Consider the following 22,044-nt stretch of genomic DNA (forward strand, 5'->3'; position numbering starts at 1 on the left):
GGGGACCGGCGATTCATCTCCCACCTACGCTGGGCCATGCCCTGAGACGCTTAGAGGTGGGAGAATTCTCGCCTAAATCACTTAAATCTCTCGAAAGCCGAATCCTCGGCTTCTTTTTTGTAGCTTTCTGAATCGTTCTGAAGGATAATTATTATTAGCTAATAAGAATCGAGGACTTATCCATATGTGGAAAAATCGCAACGTCTGGATCATCTTGACCGGCGAGTTCGTCGCCGGTCTCGGGCTTTGGCTCGGCATCATCGGCAACTTGGAGTTCATGCAGGAGAAAGTGCCGTCTGACTTCGTCAAGGCACTCATCTTAGCCGGTGGATTGCTCGCCGGGGTCGCCATCGGGCCGCTCGCGGGTCGACTCACCGATCAAGGCTCGAAAAAGAAAATCATGCTCATCTCAAGCATCGTCCGGGCGCTCAGCGTCCTGTTCATGTTCGTCGCCATCGAGACGGGCAGCGTCCTCTGGATGGTCGTCTTCCTCGTCTTCCTGCAAGGGTCGGCCGCGTTCTATTTCCCGGCGCTCCAGGCGGCCATCCCCCTCATCGTCAAAGAACGGGAACTGCTCGCCTTGAACGGCATCCATATGAACGTGTCGACGTTGTCGCGCGTCATCGGGACGGCTATCGCCGGGATTTTGCTCACGCTCATCTCGCTCCGGGACGTGTATGCACTCTCGCTCGTCGCCTACCTGCTCCTCGCTGTGGCGACATGGTTCCTGAAGATCGACGAGACGGCCGTACCGTCCGCGAAGAAAGTCGACAAGTCGTCCGGTGGCTTCAAGGACGTCTTCCCGATCATCAAGTCAATCCCGGTCATCTTCATGACGCTCGTCATGACACTCATCCCGCTCCTCTTCATCGGCGGGTTCAACTTGCTCGTCATCAACATCAGTGAACTGCAAGACTCGACGGCGATCAAAGGCTGGATTTATACAGCGGAAGGGATTGCCTTCATGATTGGCGCGTTCGTCATCAAACGGATCGGCGAGAAGTTCTCCGTCTTCTCGATTCTATTCACGTTCTCGTTCTTGATCGGCGTCGCCCAACTCATGCTCTACTTCGCTGACATCCCGGCCGTCTCGATCGCGGCGTTCGTCTTGTTCGGCTTCTCGGTCGGCTGTTTCTTCCCGACCGCGGTGACGATTTTCCAAACACGGATGCCGAAGGACTATCACGGCCGCTTCTTCTCGTTCCGGAACATGCTCGACCGGATCGTCTTCCAAGTCGTCCTGCTCGTCACGGGCTTCTTCCTCGACTTAATCGGCTTACAACTCATGGTCATCTTGTTCGGGATCAGCTCCATCCTCATGACGGGGGCGTTCCTCGTCTATACGCGGAAACATGAACTGCATATCGAGAAAGAGGAGGCCGAACGCCTCTCTTCCTAAAGACAAGCGGTGACCGATTCGGTCACCGCTTGTTCGCGTCTTCGATTTCCCGCCACCACGTTTTCGTGTCGTTCCGTCCGTCGAGCGTGATGCGTTCGCCGATCACCGGCGTCAAGACGTCGTCTTTCGGTAAGAGCGTGACCATCTGTTCGGCCGGGTCGAACCAATCATGGAACGACAAGGTGAACGCCCCCCAGTGAATCGGGAGCACTTTGTCGGCCCGCACATCATGAAACGCCTGCGCCGTCTCATGCGGCTGCATGTGCACGTCCGGCCAGCGTTCATCGTATTGGCCACACTCGAGCGCCGCGAAATCGAACGGGCCATAAGTGTCACCGATCTCTTTGAAATGCGGGCCATAGCCACCGTCCCCGCTGAAGAACAGACGATCCGTCTCGCCGATGACGACCCACGACGCCCAAAGCGTCGCATTCCGGTCCGTGAGCGAGCGTCCTGAGAAGTGACGGGCCGGTGTACAGACGAACGTCCATGACCCGAACGTATACGAATCGCCCCAATCACGTTCGACGATGCGTTCGGCCCCGATGCCCCACCGTTTCAAGTGACTGCCGACGCCGAGTGGGACGATGAACGTCGCGACCCGGTCTTGAATCGCTTGAATCGATGCATAGTCCAAATGGTCGTAATGGTCGTGCGTGAGCAAGACGACGTCAATCTCCGGTAAGTCATCGAGTTCGAACGGCAAGTCTTCACTGAACCGTTCATTCTTCGCGAACGGGAGCGGTGACGGGCTACGGCCGAACATCGGGTCGACGAGCATCGTCTTCCCGTCCATTTGAACGAGCAGCGCCGAATGGCCGAGCCAGTAGACGCGCGTGAAGCTCGACCCGAGTTTCTCCGTGAAATCGATCGGCACGACCGGGAGCGGCTCGCTCGGTTTCCGCCGCGAGTTCACGTTCACATAGTCTCGTGTCATCGAAATCATGTCATCTGATGAGAATCGCATCGGCGTATCGAGCAAGTTACGGAACTTGCCGTTCACCAGATGCGGCGACTCGAGCGCCTTCGGCTTACGTCCGAGCGGTTTATACTGCGTGAGCACGGTACCGGTCACGGCGGCCATGCCAATCAATGAAAACAATAGCGTCTTTTTCACGTTCATCCTCTTCCCCATATGATAATGTTTGTCTCATTATACGATGAAGTAGCGGAATGCGCATGATTCTTCATTTACTGAACGTGTCGAACCTCCGCTTATGCCGCCTTTCGTTTATATGGATTCGCTTGGCTCCTGTTTGAGATCAAAGAGCCTATCCACAGTCCGAACCAACCCCCTAAGGAATTCAACAGAAGATCATCGACATTGAATCCTCGATCTATGAAACCGAACTTTGTTAAGACAAGTTGAGTCAGTTCAATGACGACCGTTGTCAGAATGACAAGCACGAGTCCCCGTCTAGGTCGAAGTTTATAAAGTGAGGTGAGATATATTCCAAGCGGAATCAGTAACAGAAAGTTATACGTAGTCAACTTGACCGAGTTCCAAAAGAACCACGACCCGCGCATACTGACCATGTACCAATCGTACACAAATCGGAACGGGACGAGTTGAACGCGATCAATCATCAGCGTTTGTGCCGGAAATTGAAGATAACCGATGGTGAGGTGAACGACTACAATCATATAGACGATCGAACTATGAATGAATGCGCGACGCCATAGGTTTGTAAATCGATATTTGTACAGATCGATGAGGAAATAGATTCCCCATCCGATTATGCCGATGAGCGTGAAGACTGGTATGGCGATATACATTGTTTGTTCTCCATTCTAATTTTCAATTGGTAATAAGATGAAAAAGTTAATTACTTTTATTACTATAATAGTTTTAAACTTACAATTCAATCGGACATCCAAAAAAAATCCTGATGCTCATGCATCAGGACTTCTGCAAAATCTTAATATCGTTGATAATGTCTTCATACGGCACGTCTTGGAAGCCCGGGTACGCTTTCACGATCTTCCCGTCCTGGTCGACGAGATAGAACCACGTCGCATGGTCGACTTGCGTCCCTTCTTCCGGTTTCCGGACGAGCGCTTTGAAGTTTTCTTGGGCGAACGCCTCAATCTCTTCTTGCGAGTAGCCCGTCAAGAACTGCCAGTCAGCCTCAGCCAAGTCGTAGTTCGCCATGAAATCTTTAATCTTGTCTGGCGTGTCGACGGTCGGGTCGACGCTGAACGAGACGAATTGGACGTCCTCCACCCCTTCTTCGACGAGCGCATCATTTAATTTTGACATGTTGAACGTCATCGGCGGACAGACCGTCTCACAGTTCGTGAACACGAAATCGGCCATCCATACCTTCCCTTTCAAATCGTCTAGACTGACCGTCTCTTCATTCTGATTCATATAGTCGAACGATTCGATATCCCAGTTGAGCGGGTCTTCGATCTCGTTGCCGCACGCGGCGAGTACGACGAACGCGCTCATGAGCGCCGCAAGTATTCCTTTTTTCAATCCATCCAACTCCTTAACGTTTTTTCACGGTGAGCAAGAGTAACGTGATGATCGTGAACGCCGTCAAAGCGAGGAACGGGATCGTCACGAACCCGAACCAATTGATGTATTGGACGTTGCACGGCACCCCTTGGGTACACGGCTTGATGTCGGCGAAACCGGGTACTTTTTGTACTAAATAATGGTAAAGTGAAATGAGACCGCCGACAATCGACAGCGGCAATACATATTTCTTCACCGAACGGTCATCTGTGAACACGGCGATGCCGAGCAGGAACACGAGCGGATACATAAAGATGCGTTGCACCCAACATAGTTCGCACGGGACGAACCCCCGGATCTCACTGAAATATAGACTGCCGAGCGTCGCCGTCAGCGAGACGAGCCAAGCTACGTAAAGCCCATACCGATTAAAGAACGATCTCATCATAAGTCGTTCTCGATCAATCGCGTGATTGCCTCATAATCGAACGGATTATCGAGGATGACGCCATTGATCATGATCGTCGGGGTGAGCCGGACGTCGTTTTCTTTGACGAGTCCGTCATCGAGGCTCACTTCTTCGAGCACGGTCGAGTTTTCACTCAAGTCCGTTTTGAGCTGTGCGACATCGACCGACGTCGTCGCTTCGGCGATCTCGGTCAACCGCTCGACCGTCACCCACACCTCATCGTGGTGCTGGCTCGCCGGTTGCGCGTCATAGACGGCCTTGTGGAAATCCCAGAACGAATCCGGGTCCTGGACGTACACCGATTCCGAGGCGAGCGCCGCTAAAATCGATTCTTGTCCATGGAAGAGGACGTTAATGTAGCTGAAACTCGCCTTGCCCGTGTCGATATAGTCTTCTTTTAGTTTTGGATAGACCGTCTCACCCCACTGTTTACAAGACGGGCACTTGTAGTCACCGAACTCGACGACCGATACCGGGGCGTCAGCGTCTCCGATCGTCGGCTGCCCGTCCGTTGAGACGTGCTCGCCTTTTGACGCCGTCTCGGCTTGGTCTTCCGGCTGGTTCAACATGACGACGACCGCCGCGATGAGCACGACTGCGACGAGTGTCAGGAGGACCAACAATTTATTCTGTTTCACTGTCTTCACCTCTATGTATTTGTGTCGTCTCCATTATAACGAAAGCGCTATCTGTTTCCACGAAATCAACCTATCTTTTTCAAAACTTCACTTCATCTCGATGCGCTTTGGCCGATGAGAAGAATGACTGTGTCCATGTAGGAGGAATTATTAATATGAAATTTGTTACGATGCGCCTCGGTCTCATCTTGGCGCTCAGCATCGCCACGCTCGTGTTTTTACTCACCGTCACGTTGACGTATACGATCAGCCAGCGCTCAGGTGCTTCGCTCGAGGAAGAAATCGGCGAACGGTTATCGATGACGTCGCACCAGCTCGTCGACAAGCTCGACTTTTACATGTGGTCGCGATATCAGGAAGTGCAGCTGCTTCAAGGGCTCGACGCCTTGAACGACCCTGACTCGAGCCAGGCGCTGCTCGACCAAGTTCAGACGAACATCCCCGCCTTCTCGTGGATGGGCGTGACCGACGCATCTGGAAACGTCGTCGCCTCGACGAACGGCATATTGGAAGGGGCCAACATCGGGGCCCGCCCCGTCTTTCTAGAAGCGCAAACCGAACCGTTCATCGGTGACGTCCACGAGGCGGTGTTACTTGCCGAGCTGTTGCCGAACCCGAGCGGCGAACCGCTTCAATTCGTCGATATTAGCGTACCGCTCTTCCGTGACGGCGCGTTCCAAGGTGTGTTGGCGACGCATCTCAGTTGGGAATGGGGCAAAGAAGTGCTCCGCCACTTTGACAGGACGCTCCACCATCAGTCTGGCTATACCGATTTGTTCGTCATGAGCGAGCGAGACAATCTCGTCTTGCTCGGACCGGACGAACTCGTCGGGAAGCCGCTCGGCTTAACACTTGAAGACGGTTGGCACGTCGTGACGTGGCCGGACGGGACGGACTATTTGACCGGCATCACCAAAGGGGAAGGCTATGACGATTACTCCGGGCTCGGCTGGAGCGTCGTCGTGCGGCAACCGGTCGACGTCGCCTTCGCCCCGGTCGCCTCGCTCGAACGGAACATCTTGTCGTTCGGGCTTATCGCAGCGCTCGTCACCGCCATTCTAGGATGGCTCCTCGCCTCGTTCATCACGCGTCCGCTCCAAAAGATAACGGAAACGGCCGCCCTCATGGAACAAGGAAAAGTGAAGACGTTCCCGCATCAATCCGGGATTCACGAAATCGAATCGCTCGCCTCCGCCCTTGAATCACTCGTGACATCGCTCACACAGGCCGAGACCGAACGCATCCATTTCGAGACGCTCGCCAACCGTGACGTCTTGACCGGGCTCGCCAACCGGACGGCGCTCCGGCATTATTTGAATGAAGCACAAACGGGTCAACACGAATACGTCTGTTTCTACATCGACCTGGACGGGTTCAAGGCAATCAACGATACGTACGGTCATGCTTCAGGCGATGACGTGCTCATCGAGATTGCTAGACGTTTAAACGAAACGTCGCTCGACAGCGCTTACCCAGTCCGGTTGAGCGGAGACGAGTTCTTCCTCTTGTTTGAACGGAACGGACGGAGCCACCGGGCAATCGCACGGATCGGAGACGACATCATCACGGCACTGTCACAACCGATCTCGTTCGAAAATGGAACGGCACGTGTCGGGGCGAGTATCGGGGCGGCGCTCTGGAGCTCGGACACGGTGCCGCATACGGCAATCGAACGGGCCGACCAGGCGCTCTACCGTTCAAAAGCGAACGGCAAAAATCAAATCACGCTCGATGAGACGCTCATCGCATAAGAGAAGGTCCATGCCGCTTGATCGGCATGGACCTTCTTGTTTACGCTTCGAACAACAACTGTTCTGGGTCTTCAATCATATCTTTAATGTGTTTGAGGAACGTCACGGCCTCACGACCGTCGACGATCCGATGGTCGTACGAGAGCGCCACATACATCATCGGGCGGTTCTCCATCGTCTCCGCGTCGATGGCGATCGGACGGAGTTGAATCGAGTGCATCCCGAGGATGGCGACTTGCGGCCCGTTCAAGATCGGTGTCGACAAGAGTGAACCGAACACGCCACCGTTCGTGATCGTGAACGTGCCACCTGTGAGATCGCTAAGCCCGAGCTTGTTGTTGCGTGCCTTGTCAGCGAGGTGGAGGATATCCTTCTCGATTTCGCCGAAGTTTTTACGATCCGCTTCACGGACGACCGGGACGACGAGTCCGTCTGGTGCCGAGACGGCGATGCCGATATCGTAATACTTCTTCAAGACGATCTCGTTCCCTTGAATCTCAGCGTTCAAGTACGGCATCCGCTTGAGTGCCGCGACGGCCGCTTTCGTGAAGAACGACATGAAACCGAGTTTGACGTCGTTGTCTTTGACGAACTTCTCTTGACGGCGTTTGCGGAGTGCCATCACCGCTGACATATCGATCTCGTTGAACGTCGTGAGCATCGCGGCCGTCTGCTGGACTTCGACGAGACGGTTCGCGATCGTCTGGCGACGGCGTGTCATTTTGATGCGCTCTTCTTCTTTGCCGCTCGCCGCCGGTTGCGGTGGTGCAGCCGGTGCTTTCGGGGCTTCTTGTTTCGGAGCCGGTTTTGACTCGTGGCTCGTCACGTCATGGACGTTAATGCGGCCGATCGGATCGCTCGTTTGAACGGCTGAGAGATCGATCCCTTTCTCACGCGCGAGCTTACGGGCTGCCGGTGTCGCGATTGGACCTTTGCCCGGACTTGCGACGTGTTCTTCGCGGCGCTCGACTTTCTTCGCTTCCCCGACCGCCTCGACTTTCGTCTCAGCCGGAGCTGGAGCCGTCTCGGCAGGTGTTTCCGTCTTCGTCTTCGTCGCGACCGCCGTACCGCCGCCTGAACCTGAACCGAGGCGGGCGATGACTTGTCCGACTTGGACCGTGTCGCCTTCTCCGGCGAGTTGTTCTTCTAACACGCCCGCTTCATCTGCCGGCACTTCGATATTGACTTTGTCTGTCTCGAGTTCGACGATGGCTTCCCCTTTTTCGACGTGGTCGCCTGGCTGTTTGAGCCACGAGGCGACCGTTCCTTCCGTAATGGACTCTGCTAACTCCGGTACTTTGATTTCGATCACAATGAGTTCCCCCTTAACTTATTTACGATCTTTTTGGTATGTGCTCGTGCCCGCCGCGCTTGAGACGGCGTCACGCGATAATGCGTCACGGATGATGCGTGCTTGCTCTTGTTTGTGGGCTGTCGGATTTCCTTCGGCCGGACTTGACCGGCGGCGACGACCGATATAACGGACGTTCAAGCGGTTCGATGTGACTGCTTCGAGGCGCGGCTCGATGTACGTCCATGCCCCCATGTTTTTCGGTTCTTCTTGTACCCAGACGATTTCTTTCGCGTTCGGATAACGGCTGATGACGTCACGAATCTCACGCACCGGGAACGGATAAATCTCTTCGACACGGATGATGTGCAAGAAGTCGAGCGACTCCTCAGACTTCATCGTCGCTTCTTGGAGATCGATCGCCATCTTCCCTGAACAGAAGACGAGACGTTCGACTTTGTCCGGCGTCTCCCCGAGACCTGGTTGCTCGACGATCGGGCAGAAGCTGCCGTCTGCCAAATCTTCGACCGGCGAGGCTGCGAGCGGATGACGAAGCAGGCTCTTCGGTGTCATGATGATCATCGGACGAACTTGTTCTGTCCCGAGCATCTTCGCTTGGCGGCGTAAGATGTGGAAGTACTGTGCGGCCGTCGAAAGGTTCGCGACTGTCCAGTTTTTCTCTCCGGCGAGTGTCAAATAACGTTCCATCCGGGCACTCGAGTGCTCAGGGCCTTGTCCTTCATAGCCGTGCGGCAAGAGCATGACGAGACCAGACTTCTGTCCCCACTTGGCCCGTCCGGCCGAGATGAACTGGTCGAACATGACTTGCGCGGAGTTGGCGAAGTCACCGTACTGCGCTTCCCACAAGACGAGCGTGTCTTGGGCGAAGACGTTGTATCCGTACTCGAAACCGAGCACCGATCCTTCCGAGAGCGGGCTGTTGAACACAGAGAACGAGGCGTTCGCCGTCGACAAATGGTGGAGCGGCGAGAACTTCTTGCCGGTCTCGACGTCGTTCAACATGATGTTGCGCTGGGCGAACGTACCGCGTTCAGAGTCTTGACCGCTCAAGCGGATCGGTGTCCCGTCCGAGATGATGGACGCATAGGCGAGCGTCTCGGCATGACCCCAGTCGACTTTTCCATTTTCCCCGAACGCGTCACGGCGACGATTGAGCACTTTTTGAAGTTTGTGGAACACGCCGAACCCTTCCGGCCATTCGAGAAGATCGTCGTTCAATCGTTTGAGTACATCACGGTCGACGGACGTCTCGACAGACGGGAAGCCTTTATGGACCGCTTCCGGCAAGACGATGTCCGCGTCTTCTTCTTCGGCCGGTACGAGGTCTCTGGCCGACTTGAGCCGTTCCTCGATCGATTGCTCGATTTTCGTCTTGTCTTCTTTCGTCATGACGCCTTCGGATTCAAGACGGTCAGCGTAGACGTGACGGACCGATTGGTGGCCTTTGATTGCTTTGTAGAGCACCGGGTTCGTGTTCATCGGCTCGTCCATCTCATTATGGCCGTAACGGCGGTAGCCGACCAAGTCGACGAGGATGTCTTTATGGAATGTGGCACGGTATTCGCTGCATAGCTTGGCGACGGCGATACAAGCTTCCGGATCATCGGCGTTGACGTGGAACACCGGGATCTCATATCCTTTGGCGATGTCACTCGCGTAACGCGTCGAGCGCGAGTCGCTCGGGTCGGTCGTGAAGCCGATCGTGTTGTTGGCGATGACGTGAACCGTTCCGGCCGTGCGATACCCTTTCAAGTTCGTCATGTTGAGTGTCTCAGCGACGATGCCTTGGCCTGGGAAGGCGGCATCCCCGTGAATCAAAATCGAGGCGGCTTTGTCGTCGTGCTGGACGGCCATCCCTTTTTCAGAGCGATCGTCTTGCGCGGCACGTGTGTATCCTTCGACGACGGCACCGACGAACTCGAGGTGACTCGGGTTGTTGGCGAGGTTCAAACGGACTTCTTTTTTCTCTTCAAGTACTTTCCGGTCGAGGCCGAGGTGATACTTGACATCCCCTGACCAACCGAAGTTGATGCCGATCGAGCCTTCTGACGGGATCAACTCTTTGTTCGGCGCGTGTTGGAACTCGGCAAAAATCATCTCATACGGTTTCCCGAGCACGTGCGCGAGGACGTTCAAGCGTCCCCGGTGCGCCATCCCGATGTTGATATGTTCCGACCCGCTCGAGATGAGTCTGCCGACCATCGCGTCAAGGAGTGGTACCATCGCGTCGAGCCCCTCGATTGAGAACCGTTTTTGACCGACGTACGTCTTATGAAGGAACGACTCGAACAGTTCTGTCTCGGCAAGGCGTTCAAACAATTCGATTTTCTCGTTCTTCGACAGTTTCGCTTTGAGCGCCCCTTGCTCGATGCGACGGCGAATCCATCGTTTCTCTTCCATGTCATCTAAATGACGGAGCTCGATGGCGACCGTGTCCGTGTAGACGTCAAGCAAGTGACGGACGAGCTCGAGCGCGTTCGCGCCGGCCTTCGGCACATCTTCTGTCAATAAGTGGGCCGGGATCTGTGTCAAGTCCGCTTCTTCTAACCCGTACCGATCGAACACAAACAAGCCGTGTTCGCGCGGGTGGTCTTTGAGCGGGTAGATGTCAGCCGCTTTATGGCCGAGTGCCCGAATGTCATTGACCAGCCGTGTCGCTGCCACGACTTTCTCTAAATCAAATGAAGCGGCGGCCGGAGTTTCTGGCAATGCCGTTTCCGGTGCCCCATGCTCGTCAAAGTAACGACGCGTCTCCGCATCGACTGATTCTGGGTCTTCCAAATATTGCTCGTACAATTCAACGATATAGCCTAAGTTTGGACCATAAAATGATTGCAACGCTTCGTGACCGTTCGACGACTCTCCCATTGAATAAATCCCCCTATCCGTTCCTATGCGCCCTTGTGTGTGAACGCTTTCATTTTAACATTAAGCACGAAGCAGTTCATCCTTCTGATTCGCACTAGATAAAGAGCCAAATCTTGCCTCTTACTCTCCCCTCCATACTACACCTTTCCAGCTCGAAAGACCCATTCAAATTCACAATTCGTCCATACTATTTCAATAAGTTTTCCTTATCGATAAAATGTGAACCGACAGCTCCGTTTCATCCATTTCAAAAAAAGGTGAAACCTTGTTTCAGTCTGCTCCGTAATACCGTTGTAAGCAAGTTGGTAAATACTCTCAACGAAAGCTAGGTGACAGCATGTTAACCGTACAAAACGTACACAAAAAGATGGGTAAGACGAACGTATTGACGAACGTCAGTTTCGAAGTCGTGCCGGGTGAGATTTTTGGGTTCCTCGGTCCGAACGGCGCCGGGAAGACGACGACGATTCGCATCATTACCGGCCTCATGCCGGCGACACATGGCTCCGTGACCGTCGATGGTTTCGACGTCGCGACCGAGCGCCAAGAGGCACTCAGCCGTATCGGGGCAATCGTCGAGAATCCGGCTTTCTATCCGTACTTGACGGGTCGTGAAAACTTGATTCATGCGATGAATTTGATTCCTGGTCTAAAGAAAGTAGATTTGAACGCTCTCGGTGCTCTCGTCGGCCTTGAGATGAAGCTCGATATGAAAGTGAAGCAGTACTCACTCGGGATGAAACAACGGCTCGGGATCGCCCGGGCGCTCTTGCATAACCCGAAAGTACTCATCTTGGATGAACCGACGAACGGTCTCGACCCGGCTGGCATCGCCGACCTTCGCCAGTACTTGCGACACCTCGCCGACCATCGCGGCATCGCCATCTTGATTTCGAGCCATCTGCTCAGCGAGATGGAAATGATCACGGACCGTTTTGCCATCATCGACCAAGGGCAAATCAAATCCGTCCAAGGCGGCGAAGGCGAACCGAAGACCGAAAGCGTCATCCTTTGTAAAGTCGACCGGGCGCATATGTCCGAAGCGCTCGATGTGGCGGCGCTCGCGTTCGATGACGTCAAGATCATCCAACAGTCGGCCGAGACGTTCATCGTTCCACGTCCGGAAGCCGACATCCCCCATTTGTTGAAACATCTCATCGACCGAGGGATCGGGGTTTATCAAATCGGGATGAAGCACGAGACGCTCGAAGAACAGTTCTTGAAATTGACGAAGAAAGAAGGAGGCACGAACAATGCGTTCATTACTAGCCAATGAGTTCATGAAGTGGCGACGGACGATCAAACCGCTCGTCGCACTCGGAATGTACACCGGGATCATCGTCTTGACGTATTTCATCGTCCGAAGCGGAAATGAGCCAGGGGATGCCGCCACGTTCGTCAACTATGCGACGATGGCCGCCATGACATTCCTCGGCATCTTCACAATCGTCTTCACGGCCGAGATGATCGGGAACGAGTTAAAGTTCGACACGTTGAAGCATTTGCTCATGAGCCCTTACTCACGCGACCGCATCCTTTTATCCAAACTCGTGGCCGCCCTTCTGATCATGCTCGTCCAATTCGTGTTTATCATCGCCGTTTCGTACGGCTTCGCCCTCACGCTGGACGGGAACTTGACGTTCGAGCAGTTCCGAAACATCTTACTGAGCGTATCGAGCGGCGTGTTCGTCATCTTCTTGACGCTCATGTTCTCGGTCGTCTTCAAGTCGGTCGGTGTCGTCATCGGGTTTACCGTGCTCGCGAACTTCCTGTCGACGATGATCGGTGGGCTCCTCATCACGTGGAAGCCGGCCATCGCCAAATGGATCGTCTTCCTGCACACGGACTTGTCCGTCTATTACCAAAGTCCCGGCTTCATGGAGACGATGGACGTGACGATTTGGTTCTCGGCGCTGTACGTGTTGATTCATATCATCGCGTTTTATATCGTCACGGCGTTCATGTTCCGCAGTAAAACGTTCGCCGAATAACGGTTAAACGGTCGGATGAAGTGGTACTTCCTATTAGAGATTAGTTTCTAGCGAGGAGGAACCTGTATGTCAAAAACCGCTTTACTCATCATCGACATGTTCAACGACTTCGATTTTGTCGGCGGGGACGACCTATTGCGTAACACGGAACCGATCGTCGACCCGATTTTGAAGCTGAAGCGCCACTTTAAAGACGCGGACTTGCCGGTCATCTACTGTAACGATAACTTTGGCCAGTGGAAAGACAGCACTGAGGACATCGTCCGTCACGTCGAGGCGTCGAAAGGGCGGGACATCGCCAAACGTATCGAGCCGGAAGACAAAGAGTACTTTATCATCAAGCCCCGCCATTCAGCGTTTTACGGGACGCAGCTCGACATCTTGCTTCGACAACTCGATGTCGAAAAGATCGTGATGACCGGTGTCGCCTCGGACATCTGCATCTTGTTCTCGGCGAACGACGGCTATATGCGCGAATATGAGCTTCATGTCCCGCGCGACTGTGTCGCCGCAGAGACAGATAAACGGAACGATAGCGCCCTCACCGTCATCCACGAGGCGCTCGGCATTCCGATCGATGACGCGAAAACGTACATCCACGACCAAAAATCGTGACAAAAGCCTCTGCTTGTTGGACACATAATCCCAACATTTCAGAGGCTTTTTTGTTTGTTTTTCAGCTATGCTGAATATATGAAGAAACAATGAAGGATGTGACAACATGTATCTCACGATTGGATTATCGCTACTCGTCTGCTTGATCGCCCTCATCTTCACGATCATGGTCGGCCTCGGCAAAGACAAATCCGAGTATAGCCAGAAAAAGAGTTGGTCAATGGTTTCCTGGATTTATATCATCTTATTGCCGCTCTCGTTTATCGGGCTCGGGCTCCTCTACTATTTCATCACCCGTTGACACGTTCATCGGGATTTTTTTATTTGACCGCGACCGCGATCCCAAACGGGTAATGACGGCCTGTCCGCTTCGGTTCAACGAGCACCCCTCGTTGATAGTAGTATTCGACTGACGTGAAGCGTTCGAACAGCGCTTCAAATTCCGTTTCCGTGAACTGATGCGCGTGAAACGGTTCATTCGTCGGCTGCCCAACGCCTTGTCCGAACGGTGTCGACAAGACAAGTGTCCCTCCCGGCTTTAACAACGCCCACACGTTTTCCATAAACCTCTCAAAATCCGCGACGTGTTCAATCGTCTCAAAGCTGACGATACAATCAAATTGACCGAGCTGTTCAGGGAGCGTCCGGTCGAGTACGTCCCCGACGACGTAGGTGACGTTCGGATGATGATAGCGACCTTTCGCATAGTGAATCGAGGTATCGGATACGTCGACGCCGACGACTTCTTTCACGGCCCCTTTTAAGTTTTTCGCGATCAGTTGTCCGCCGTAGCCGCTCCCTGTCGCGAAGTCGAGCACGCGCCCGTTCAAATACAATAATGAAAACTGATAACGGGCGATATGTTCGAGCAACATCCCGTTCATCGGGCTCATTTGATCGGGAATGACCCGTTCTCCCGTATACTCCATTCGCTTCACTCTCTCCTGTTATGACTCCTGTCATCTTACCACGTTCATTCGCGTACTGATTCAAGACAACAAAAAAAAGAGAGATGGCACTCTCTCTTTTTCATCATTCATTCTGTTCTTTAAAGCGAAGCAAGTCCGAGTAAATGATCGCGTCGTTCATCTCGAGCACTTTGTTTGCTTCTTCTTCGAGCGGTGTGCACACATCACGGTCGGCGGCGACTTCACCCGTCTCCGCTTCGTAACAAATCGACTGCGTGAAGACATGGTCTTTCGTCACAATCGTCCCGTCACGGAAGATGGCGCGGTCGTTCCGCTCCGGCGCGAACAAATCGTTCCCGAACCCGATTTGGTCCGACGTGTCGATTCCGAGCAAATGCTGGATCGTCGGGTTCATGTCGATTTGGCTGCCGACGCCGTCATGGACGACACCTTCTTCTTGTCCCGGTAAGTGAATCGCGAATGGGACTTGTTGGAGCTTCGCGACGTCATAAGGGGTGATTTCATCTTTCCCAAGCAAGTCGGCCATCGCGGCGTTATGGTTCGTCGAGATGCCGTTATGGTCGCCGTAGACGATGAAGATCGTGTCTTCCCACATGCCGTTCGCCTTCAACTCGTCGATGAACAGTCCGAGCGCGTAGTCCTGATAGGCGAGCGCTTGCGGGAAGTTGTTGAGCGTCGTCGAGTTCGTCTCGAACTTCGGCACGAGCTCATGCTCCTCACTCGGCATCGTGAACGGGAAGTGGTTCGTCAGCGTGATGAGTTTCGCAAAGAACGGCTCCGGTAACTCTTCAATCATCGGCACCGACTGTAAGAAGAACTCATCGTCGAGTAGTCCCCATTCGGTCATGTCGGCCGGGTCCCCGAGGTCGTAACTGTCTTGGTCATAAAACTCGTCGATCCCGATGTTGGCGTACATCTGGTCGCGGTTCCAGAACGATTTGTTGTTCGCATGGAACACGGCCGAGTGATAGCCGTCTTGCTTGAGACGTTCCGGCAACGCATTGTACTCGTTATCGGCGTTCGTGAAGTAGACCCCGCCACGCGGCAAGCCGAAGAGTGAGTTGTCGAGCGCGAACTCAGAGTCCGACGTCTTCCCTTGGCCGGTCGTATGGTAGAAGTTAGGCCAGAAGTGCGACTCTTCGATCAGTTTGTTCAAGTTCGGCGTGATGTACTCGCCGTTCGGTGCTTTCATGTGGTTCGTAAAGTTTTGAGCCGACTCGAACGAGACAGCGATGACGTTCTTGCCTTTATACTTGCCGAACATCTCCGGGTCCGGCGCTGCATAATTCTGACGCGTATACGATTCAATCTCCGCGAGCTCGGAACCGTCGGCCATCGCTTTTTGCGCCGACGTCTTCGTCTGGAGCATCGCGTCGTACACGTGGAAATTGAACGTCCCAAGATTTTTAACTAATAGTTCACGGTCGAACGAGCGCGTGAGCAGCTCTGGACGCTCCGTCTCGGCAAGCGCCAAGTTGAAGCCGAACATAGCGGCAGCCGCTGTGAACGTCGCGATGACACGTTTGCGTGACGCCTTGCCCGTCTCGTTCATCTTCCAAAGCAAGAACGGCAAGACGATCAAGTCTCCTAATAGAAGCAAGTCCTTCCAGGCAAGCAATGATAAAAAGGACGACGATAGCGTCTCTATGTTCGAAGACTGGAACAACACCGGGACGGTCAAAAAGTCCGTAAACTCTCGGTAATATGTCGTGTCAGCGAACAAGATGAGCGATGAAATGGCGTACAAAATATAGAGCGCCCACTTTCGCTTGTTCCCTCCGAAGAAGAAACTGAACGCGAACAAGAATAGCGTCGAACTGAGCGGATTGATCAATAAGATGAACGACTGCATCGCATTGTCAATCGGGATGTTGAAAAAGAACTGATAGGCGATGGTCGACTTCGTCCAAAGTAGCAAGGTGAACAGCCAAAACAGACGATGTGTCTGGAACGAGTTGACTGTCGCTTGCCGGAACCGAGCCATCTTTCCTTTCGATTGATTCATGGGATTCATTCAAAAACACTCCTTCATGTGTAGATCCATATAGTCAAATCGTGTCTCCACGATTGAACGCACAAACGTATGAGTCGTATTTTAACGTTCCTTTGACCTTAAATCAACCGAAGGAATGTGGGAAATCATCGCAGAGCCCGATATATATTTGACACTCCCACGGCTAAAGCCGCAAGCTCACCCTTCGGGATGAGTGGGATTCTGAAGTACTTGTGCGAGCGCAGTCCATTTCTGTTTTGCTCAAACCTTCAGATGAGGGTGTGCCATCACCCCTCCTGAGACAGACCATATAGGTTCTCAGGCTGATTGACTATTACCATCAACCACAGGTGCGTATCGGATGTTCATCGCACCGACTAAATCTCGATGTTTCTTGAATCCGCATTTACAGACATAAGTTCGGTCTTTCGCTTTATTCCGGCTTCCGCAAGAAGGACATGTCTGAGATGTGTACGCAGGGTTCACATATTCGACCTTGATTCCTTCTAACTTCGCCTTGTACTCGATAAATAGTGCCAAGCGATAGAACGACCATGTATGCAGATTCTTATTGTTTTTACGGCTTGTTCTTGCCGTCTGTCGGATGTTCGCCAATTTCTCGAGGCGAATGACAGAAATGTTGTTCTCTTTTGCGAAATCGACAATATCACGGCTAACCTTGTGATCTTTGTCTTTCATCCAACGCTGTTCTTTGTTGTTCAGCTTTTTGATTGCGTTCAGCTTCTTCTTTTGACCGAGCTCTTTTCGTTTTGCTCGAAACTTGCGTTTCATATACTTGTTCTCGCGCCCGTTTCCGAAGAATCGCACCTTGTCACGATCGGTCGATGCAACCGCTGGTACTTTTAAACCTAAATCCACACCTAGAACCTTAGAGCCGGTCTTCTCAGTAGTAAGGATTGTGACGGCAATCTGAGCAATCCACTTATTTGATTTCTTCGTGATACGAAGTGCACCCAGCTTGTTGTTCAAGAGCGAAAAGTTACGATTGTGTTTATCGACCATTTCTGCTTTAATTGGCGTTTTCTTTGCCTTTCCATCCACCATGATCGGAAGAAAGATCGACTCAAAATCGAACGAATAGTTCTGGTTGTTCCATGTGCAATAAGGTTTTTTCAAAATAGGCACGACTTTATATTTCGATTTCTTCGCCTTTTTAAATACACTCTGTGCGTCTTTAATAGCCTGATTCTTAACGGCGCTAGGCAAGGGCGAGGAGACACTCTTACTCGTTAGTTTGAGTGTCGCCTGGGCTTTCACCATGTCAGAGACAAGTCGGTTGGTCGTCTCAATGTATGTGGTCATCATCTTTTTCAAGACAACTTCCTGTTTTTTTGTTGGCTTCAGTTTAATGTTGACTGTCAGCGTTTGAGACACAGTGTCACCCCCTCGTTTTTTGTTGTTCGACATAGCGTTTGATTGTTTCGCTCGATACGTTCCCGGCAGTAGAGACGAAGTAGGAACGCGTCCAGAGGCTCGGCAAATGTTGAAGGTGAGGAAACTCCTCTCTTAACTTTTTAGATGTCACTCCCTTGATTTTTGCCATGATGTCGGCAGGGCTAAGTGTCGGCAGGGCATTAAGAAACATATGTGTATGATCTTTATCGCATTCTAAAGCTATCATATTGATATTCAGATCTTCACATATTTCAGATACAAGCTCCTTGAAACGTACTTCTACATCATTACGAAGGAATATCTTCCTTCTGTATCGAGGGCAAAATACGAAATGATAGTTGATTAGAGAAACAGTAGTATGGGTTTTTCTATAGTTGTTTTCCATAACATTATTGTATCAGTTAAACTAATTAATTGAAACAAAACCTTTCGGATACATGAAGTGTCAAAACCGGCGGTTTATTACTGCCACTCCGTATCCGACATAGCTTTCATCCAACCCCTAAAGGAGTGGGATGAAAGCTATGAAGTTCTGTAATGAAAAAACTACCGGCCGATGCGAGGATACTGAAAAACCTCCGCCCTATCCAATCCCCCTTTTTCATTGCCCTTATCCTGTTTTTTTCTTTTCGGAGGGCAATGATTCGCTTCAGGTTGACCGCGACGATGGCCATCACGCTCTGTAACGTCATGCCTTTCAGGTCTGGCGTCTTGTTGCGCGCCAGACCGTGCGGGTTCTTCAGTTGGCTGTTCTTCGCCTCGATGGTGAAGCGTTTCCGGCGATGGTCCTTGCAATCATCCGTCTACTCATAGTCGAGTTGGTCGCTGTGTTGCAGTCAGCATAGTCCGAAATGCCAGACGCGTACAGCGCCGCCCGAGGGCACGCCGACTCCCGGGGAATCAGCGGGCAAGGCGAGACCCAGCAGCGACGACGTCGCGATGCGGCTCGACGCCCGCCCCCAGGAAAGCGGCGTGCTGGACAGGGCGGCTGAAGGGAAATGAAAACAGAGGAGCGCCATCCCTGCCAGGGCGACGCTCCTCTGCTCAAAAACATTTAAAGTTTTTCAGTGCCCTCGCCGATGCCGGTAGTTTTCATTAACCGATGATGTCCATCCAAATCTTGACCGTGCTCGCTAAAATGAGGAGCGCCAAAATAAGTTGGAGCGACTTCGTCTTCATGTTCTTCCCGACACTCGCCCCGATCGGTGCCGCGATCAAGCTGGCGATGATCATGATGAAGGCCGGCTCCCACACGATTTGGTCGGTGATGATTTTACCGGCTGTCGATCCGATCGATGAGATGAAGGTGATGGCGAGCGAACTCGCAATCGCCATTTTCGTCGGAATGCGCAAGACGACGAGCATGATCGGCATTAAGATGAACGCCCCCGCTGCGCCGACGATGCCTGAGGCGATCCCGACGACGAACGCTGACCCGGCGGCGATGACTTTGTTGAACGTCACTTGATCGAGCGGGACGTTCTCGACGTTCGCTTTCGGCAGGAACATCATGACCGTCGCGATCGTGGCCAGGACGGCGTACACGACGTTAATCAAGTTCTCCGACAAGAGCGTCGACCCGTAACCGCCGATGAAACTCCCGATCAACACCGCGACACCCATATAAAGGATGAGCTGCTTGTTCAAGTACCCACCTTTTCGGTACGCGTAGATCCCCCCGATCGTCGCGAAGAATACTTGAATCGCGCTGATCCCGGATACCTCATGCGCGCTGAACGCGGCAAACCCAAGGAGCGGCGGAATGTACAATAACATCGGATATTTGATGATCGAACCGCCGATGCCGACCATCCCCGAGATGAACGATCCGATGAATCCGATTAAAAAGATGGTAATGATAAACCCTAACTCCATAAACAATCCTCCAGTTCCCTACTTGCGAGAAGTAAGTTCTATTTCTGTTCCCAGGCGATCATGCCGCCGGTCACGTCATAAATTTCAGTATACCCCCGGTCGTTCAACAAGCGTGCAGCTTGGGCGCTCCGGCTTCCGCTTCGACAGATGATATAGATCGGTTCGTCTTTCGCATAGGGCAATTCGGTCTCATTTAATGTAGAAAGTGGTGCGTTCACCGCTCCCTCGATATGCCCCCCCATCGTATTCATCCACTTCACGGACGTCAATCAATGTGATATCACTGTTTTCCAATCTATTTTGTAATGTTTCAACATCGATTTTAGTAATTTCTCCCTTATTTGATGTGAATAGTACGATTAAAAGGGTCCCAACTACTAAAAGTGACAACAACATCACGATTTTACGCATTTATTTCGCCTCCAATCTTTCTGCTTGCATTGAGTATACCTTAGGGGGTATATTAAAGCCAACGAAAGATTCTCGTTGCCAAAAAAACCTGATCAATGAAAAGGAGATTATGACCACATGAAAACCATTTCTACGACTGAACTCGAAACGTTGCTAAACGCTGATGACTCGCTCAACTTGATTGACGTTCGTGAAACGGACGAATATGCGGGCGGTCACATTAAACAAGCGAAAAACGTACCGCTCTCTGAATTCGGGGCGAAAGTCGATGAGCTTGACCGTTCGAAACCGATTCACGTCATTTGCGCGGCCGGTGGACGCAGCATGAACGCGGCGACTTATCTCGATTCGCTCGGCTTCGACGTCATCAACGTCGACGGTGGCATGATGAGCTGGACGGGTGAAACAGTCTAATTACTTCTTTATATAAAATTCAACGAAACTACTGATGTTTACAGTCAACTATTCTAGGGGGTACTTCACATGTTATTACGTTATTTCTATGATGAAAAATTAGCACAAGCTTCATATATGGTCGGTTGCCAGATGACAGGCGAGGCCGTCGTCATCGATCCGGCCCGCAATATCACACCTTACTTGCAAGAAGCCGAAAAAGAAGGCATGAAGATCGTCGCCACGGCAGAGACACACATTCACGCCGACTTCGTCTCAGGATCACTCGAGCTCGCCAAGCGCACTGGTTCGAAAGCGTACTTGTCAGATGAAGGCGACGCTTCTTGGAAATACGCGTTCGCGAAAGACATCGACTCACAACTCGTCAAAGAAGGCGACACGTTCAAAGTCGGTAACGTGACGCTCGAAGTCATGCACACACCAGGTCACACGCCAGAACATATCTCGTTCTTGCTCTACGACCGCAACCAGACGCAACCGATGGGAATCTTCACAGGCGACTTCGTCTTCGTCGGCGACATCGGTCGTCCTGACTTGCTCGAAGAAGCAGCCGGTGTGAAAGGCACGACAGCGATCGGTGCCGAGCAAATGTTCGATTCGCTAAACAAATTCAAAGCTCTTCCTGACTTCGTCCAAGTATGGCCTGGCCACGGTGCCGGCAGTGCTTGCGGAAAAGCGCTCGGCGCGATCCCAACATCGACGGTCGGTTACGAGAAAGCGACGAACTGGGCGCTTCAAATGACAGACAAAGATGCGTTCATCAAAGAGTTGACGACGGACCAACCGGAGCCGCCGAACTACTTCGCGATGATGAAGAAAGTGAACAAGGAAGGGATCGAAGTGACGAACACCCTTCCACGTCCGGAAGTCGTCGGTGCTGACCGTCTCGACAAGCTTGTGAACGACACGCAAGTCATCGATACACGTAGAGGCGAAGATTTCGCCAAAGGTCACGCCCCAGGCACGATCAACATCCCATACAACACGAAGTTCGTCTCGTGGGCTGGCTGGCTCGTCAACTTCGACGAAGACATCACGCTCATCGCGAGCGCTGACGACGTCGAGCAAGTTCAAATCGACTTACAATCAATCGGCATGGATAAACTCCGCTACATCGTTCCGGTCGAAGAGCTCGGTCAAGAGCTGTTGACGGAAACGTACACGGACGTGACGGCCGAACAAGCGATCGATTCAGCTGAAAAAGGTGACGTCTTCGTTCTTGATGTCCGTAACGCGACAGAATGGAACGCGAGCCACTATGAGAAAGCCGAACGTATCTTGCTCGGAAAACTCGCACGCGACCACGAAGGTCTCCCGACAGACAAAACGATCGCCGTCCACTGTGCGTCAGGCGTCCGTTCACGCATGGCAGCGAGTGTCCTCCAATCGCTCGGCTACAAGGATATTCAAAACATCCTCGGTGGCTATGGCGCGATGAAGACAGTCCTCAATGCAGAACAAATTCGCTAATGCTATACTAAAAACAAAGAAAGCGCCCACTC

At 52.4% G+C, this 22,044-nt stretch carries 23 protein-coding genes; 8 read left to right on the forward strand and 15 right to left on the reverse strand.

The window, feature by feature from the left end; translation table 11 throughout:
- The first annotated feature begins 184 nt into the window (after positions 1 to 184).
- Positions 185 to 1,399 (forward strand): MFS transporter, encoded by a 1,215-nt coding sequence (locus L971_RS00150; RefSeq protein WP_029335718.1) that lies wholly within the window; start codon positions 185 to 187, stop codon positions 1,397 to 1,399.
- A gap of 22 nt (positions 1,400 to 1,421) precedes the next feature.
- Here the strand turns inward: L971_RS00150 and L971_RS00155 are convergent, their stop codons facing one another.
- The 5 genes from L971_RS00155 to L971_RS00175 all read right to left on the reverse strand — a co-directional run bounded on the left by L971_RS00155 (position 1,422) and on the right by L971_RS00175 (position 4,967).
- Positions 1,422 to 2,516 (reverse strand): MBL fold metallo-hydrolase, encoded by a 1,095-nt coding sequence (locus tag L971_RS00155; RefSeq protein ID WP_231557534.1) that lies wholly within the window; start codon positions 2,514 to 2,516, stop codon positions 1,422 to 1,424.
- Positions 2,517 to 2,614: 98 nt separating this feature from the next.
- Positions 2,615 to 3,175 carry a VanZ family protein gene (locus L971_RS15270; protein WP_047373734.1) on the reverse strand — a complete coding sequence of 187 codons (561 nt, stop codon included), beginning with the start codon at positions 3,173 to 3,175 and terminating at the stop codon, positions 2,615 to 2,617.
- A 124-nt stretch (positions 3,176 to 3,299) separates the two neighbouring features.
- Complete coding sequence (locus L971_RS00165; RefSeq protein WP_174233479.1) at positions 3,300 to 3,851, reverse strand: SCO family protein; 552 nt, start codon at positions 3,849 to 3,851, stop codon at positions 3,300 to 3,302.
- Between the two features lie 40 nt (positions 3,852 to 3,891).
- Positions 3,892 to 4,308, reverse strand: coding sequence for a disulfide oxidoreductase (locus L971_RS00170; protein ID WP_047373736.1), 417 nt, complete (start codon positions 4,306 to 4,308; stop codon positions 3,892 to 3,894).
- On the reverse strand, positions 4,305 to 4,967 hold the full coding sequence (locus L971_RS00175; RefSeq protein WP_024371879.1) for a DsbA family protein: 663 nt from the start codon (positions 4,965 to 4,967) through the stop codon (positions 4,305 to 4,307). The genes L971_RS00170 and L971_RS00175 overlap by 4 nt, the downstream gene beginning before the upstream one ends.
- 155 nt (positions 4,968 to 5,122) lie before the next feature.
- On the opposite strand from L971_RS00175, the gene L971_RS00180 reads away from it, so the two are divergent.
- A complete protein-coding gene (locus tag L971_RS00180; RefSeq protein ID WP_047373738.1) occupies positions 5,123 to 6,718 on the forward strand; it encodes a diguanylate cyclase domain-containing protein in 1,596 nt (531 codons plus the stop codon).
- A 40-nt stretch (positions 6,719 to 6,758) separates the two neighbouring features.
- Here the strand turns inward: L971_RS00180 and odhB are convergent, their stop codons facing one another.
- Together odhB and L971_RS00190 are read right to left on the reverse strand one after the other, a co-directional pair.
- On the reverse strand, positions 6,759 to 8,030 hold the full coding sequence (gene odhB / locus L971_RS00185; RefSeq protein WP_024371877.1) for a 2-oxoglutarate dehydrogenase complex dihydrolipoyllysine-residue succinyltransferase: 1,272 nt from the start codon (positions 8,028 to 8,030) through the stop codon (positions 6,759 to 6,761).
- Between the two features lie 18 nt (positions 8,031 to 8,048).
- Positions 8,049 to 10,898 carry a 2-oxoglutarate dehydrogenase E1 component gene (locus L971_RS00190; RefSeq protein WP_047373740.1) on the reverse strand — a complete coding sequence of 950 codons (2,850 nt, stop codon included), beginning with the start codon at positions 10,896 to 10,898 and terminating at the stop codon, positions 8,049 to 8,051.
- Between the two features lie 337 nt (positions 10,899 to 11,235).
- Between L971_RS00190 and L971_RS00195 the strand changes: the two genes are divergently transcribed.
- From L971_RS00195 to L971_RS00210, 4 genes are all read left to right on the forward strand, one after another.
- The gene (locus L971_RS00195) at positions 11,236 to 12,174 is read left to right on the forward strand and encodes an ABC transporter ATP-binding protein (protein ID WP_024371875.1); all 939 of its coding nucleotides are present in this window, start codon (positions 11,236 to 11,238) and stop codon (positions 12,172 to 12,174) included.
- Positions 12,152 to 12,889, forward strand: coding sequence for an ABC transporter permease (locus L971_RS00200; RefSeq protein WP_047373741.1), 738 nt, complete (start codon positions 12,152 to 12,154; stop codon positions 12,887 to 12,889). The genes L971_RS00195 and L971_RS00200 overlap by 23 nt, the downstream gene beginning before the upstream one ends.
- 66 nt (positions 12,890 to 12,955) lie before the next feature.
- Positions 12,956 to 13,504, forward strand: coding sequence for a cysteine hydrolase family protein (locus L971_RS00205; protein ID WP_047373743.1), 549 nt, complete (start codon positions 12,956 to 12,958; stop codon positions 13,502 to 13,504).
- A gap of 106 nt (positions 13,505 to 13,610) precedes the next feature.
- Entirely contained in the window at positions 13,611 to 13,805 is a 195-nt protein-coding gene (locus L971_RS00210) for a hypothetical protein (RefSeq protein ID WP_024371872.1), read from the forward strand.
- Between the two features lie 19 nt (positions 13,806 to 13,824).
- Here the strand turns inward: L971_RS00210 and L971_RS00215 are convergent, their stop codons facing one another.
- The 8 genes from L971_RS00215 to L971_RS15005 all read right to left on the reverse strand — a co-directional run bounded on the left by L971_RS00215 (position 13,825) and on the right by L971_RS15005 (position 20,128).
- The gene (locus L971_RS00215; RefSeq protein ID WP_047373746.1) at positions 13,825 to 14,433 is read right to left on the reverse strand and encodes a bifunctional 2-polyprenyl-6-hydroxyphenol methylase/3-demethylubiquinol 3-O-methyltransferase UbiG; all 609 of its coding nucleotides are present in this window, start codon (positions 14,431 to 14,433) and stop codon (positions 13,825 to 13,827) included.
- Between the two features lie 103 nt (positions 14,434 to 14,536).
- Entirely contained in the window at positions 14,537 to 16,447 is a 1,911-nt protein-coding gene (locus L971_RS00220) for an LTA synthase family protein (RefSeq protein ID WP_024371870.1), read from the reverse strand.
- A 297-nt stretch (positions 16,448 to 16,744) separates the two neighbouring features.
- A complete protein-coding gene (locus tag L971_RS00225) occupies positions 16,745 to 17,821 on the reverse strand; it encodes an RNA-guided endonuclease TnpB family protein (RefSeq protein ID WP_024371869.1) in 1,077 nt (358 codons plus the stop codon).
- Positions 17,822 to 17,825: 4 nt separating this feature from the next.
- Positions 17,826 to 18,227: an IS200/IS605 family transposase gene (tnpA, locus tag L971_RS14880; RefSeq protein ID WP_024371868.1), complete on the reverse strand. Its 402-nt coding sequence runs from the start codon at positions 18,225 to 18,227 to the stop codon at positions 17,826 to 17,828.
- 106 nt (positions 18,228 to 18,333) lie between these two features.
- Positions 18,334 to 18,606, reverse strand: a complete 273-nt coding sequence (locus tag L971_RS15275; protein ID WP_081977025.1) for a hypothetical protein — start codon at positions 18,604 to 18,606, stop codon at positions 18,334 to 18,336.
- A gap of 331 nt (positions 18,607 to 18,937) precedes the next feature.
- Entirely contained in the window at positions 18,938 to 19,717 is a 780-nt protein-coding gene (locus tag L971_RS00240; RefSeq protein ID WP_024371866.1) for a sulfite exporter TauE/SafE family protein, read from the reverse strand.
- Between the two features lie 38 nt (positions 19,718 to 19,755).
- A complete protein-coding gene (locus L971_RS14890) occupies positions 19,756 to 19,935 on the reverse strand; it encodes a rhodanese-like domain-containing protein (protein ID WP_197053147.1) in 180 nt (59 codons plus the stop codon).
- The gene (locus L971_RS15005) at positions 19,907 to 20,128 is read right to left on the reverse strand and encodes a hypothetical protein (RefSeq protein ID WP_052200197.1); all 222 of its coding nucleotides are present in this window, start codon (positions 20,126 to 20,128) and stop codon (positions 19,907 to 19,909) included. Before L971_RS15005 ends, L971_RS14890 begins: the two co-directional genes overlap by 29 nt.
- Before the next feature lie 117 nt (positions 20,129 to 20,245).
- On the opposite strand from L971_RS15005, the gene L971_RS00250 reads away from it, so the two are divergent.
- Entirely contained in the window at positions 20,246 to 20,542 is a 297-nt protein-coding gene (locus tag L971_RS00250) for a rhodanese-like domain-containing protein (RefSeq protein ID WP_047373750.1), read from the forward strand.
- Positions 20,543 to 20,611: 69 nt separating this feature from the next.
- Positions 20,612 to 22,012: an MBL fold metallo-hydrolase gene (locus L971_RS00255; RefSeq protein ID WP_047373752.1), complete on the forward strand. Its 1,401-nt coding sequence runs from the start codon at positions 20,612 to 20,614 to the stop codon at positions 22,010 to 22,012.
- Positions 22,013 to 22,044: the final 32 nt, after the last annotated feature.

The organism is Exiguobacterium sp. ZOR0005 (assembly GCF_000798975.1).
In the GTDB taxonomy this organism is placed as follows: domain Bacteria; phylum Bacillota; class Bacilli; order Exiguobacteriales; family Exiguobacteriaceae; genus Exiguobacterium; species Exiguobacterium aurantiacum.

Bases quoted from the DNA above. Each gene is read 5' to 3' on its own strand.
- L971_RS00150 (WP_029335718.1), top strand. From the start codon at position 185: ATGTGGAAAAATCGCAACGTCTGGATCATCTTGACCGGCGAGTTCGTC.
- L971_RS15270 (WP_047373734.1), bottom strand. From the start codon at position 3,175: ATGTATATCGCCATACCAGTCTTCACGCTCATCGGCATAATCGGATGG.
- L971_RS00165 (WP_174233479.1), bottom strand. From the start codon at position 3,851: ATGAGCGCGTTCGTCGTACTCGCCGCGTGCGGCAACGAGATCGAAGAC.
- L971_RS00170 (WP_047373736.1), bottom strand. From the start codon at position 4,308: ATGATGAGATCGTTCTTTAATCGGTATGGGCTTTACGTAGCTTGGCTC.
- L971_RS00180 (WP_047373738.1), top strand. From the start codon at position 5,123: ATGAAATTTGTTACGATGCGCCTCGGTCTCATCTTGGCGCTCAGCATC.
- L971_RS00190 (WP_047373740.1), bottom strand. From the start codon at position 10,898: ATGGGAGAGTCGTCGAACGGTCACGAAGCGTTGCAATCATTTTATGGT.
- L971_RS00195 (WP_024371875.1), top strand. From the start codon at position 11,236: ATGTTAACCGTACAAAACGTACACAAAAAGATGGGTAAGACGAACGTA.
- L971_RS00200 (WP_047373741.1), top strand. From the start codon at position 12,152: ATGCGTTCATTACTAGCCAATGAGTTCATGAAGTGGCGACGGACGATC.
- L971_RS00205 (WP_047373743.1), top strand. From the start codon at position 12,956: ATGTCAAAAACCGCTTTACTCATCATCGACATGTTCAACGACTTCGAT.
- L971_RS00210 (WP_024371872.1), top strand. From the start codon at position 13,611: ATGTATCTCACGATTGGATTATCGCTACTCGTCTGCTTGATCGCCCTC.
- L971_RS00215 (WP_047373746.1), bottom strand. From the start codon at position 14,433: ATGGAGTATACGGGAGAACGGGTCATTCCCGATCAAATGAGCCCGATG.
- L971_RS00220 (WP_024371870.1), bottom strand. From the start codon at position 16,447: ATGAATCCCATGAATCAATCGAAAGGAAAGATGGCTCGGTTCCGGCAA.
- tnpA (WP_024371868.1), bottom strand. From the start codon at position 18,227: ATGGAAAACAACTATAGAAAAACCCATACTACTGTTTCTCTAATCAAC.
- L971_RS00240 (WP_024371866.1), bottom strand. From the start codon at position 19,717: ATGGAGTTAGGGTTTATCATTACCATCTTTTTAATCGGATTCATCGGA.
- L971_RS15005 (WP_052200197.1), bottom strand. From the start codon at position 20,128: ATGCGTAAAATCGTGATGTTGTTGTCACTTTTAGTAGTTGGGACCCTT.
- L971_RS00250 (WP_047373750.1), top strand. From the start codon at position 20,246: ATGAAAACCATTTCTACGACTGAACTCGAAACGTTGCTAAACGCTGAT.
- L971_RS00255 (WP_047373752.1), top strand. From the start codon at position 20,612: ATGTTATTACGTTATTTCTATGATGAAAAATTAGCACAAGCTTCATAT.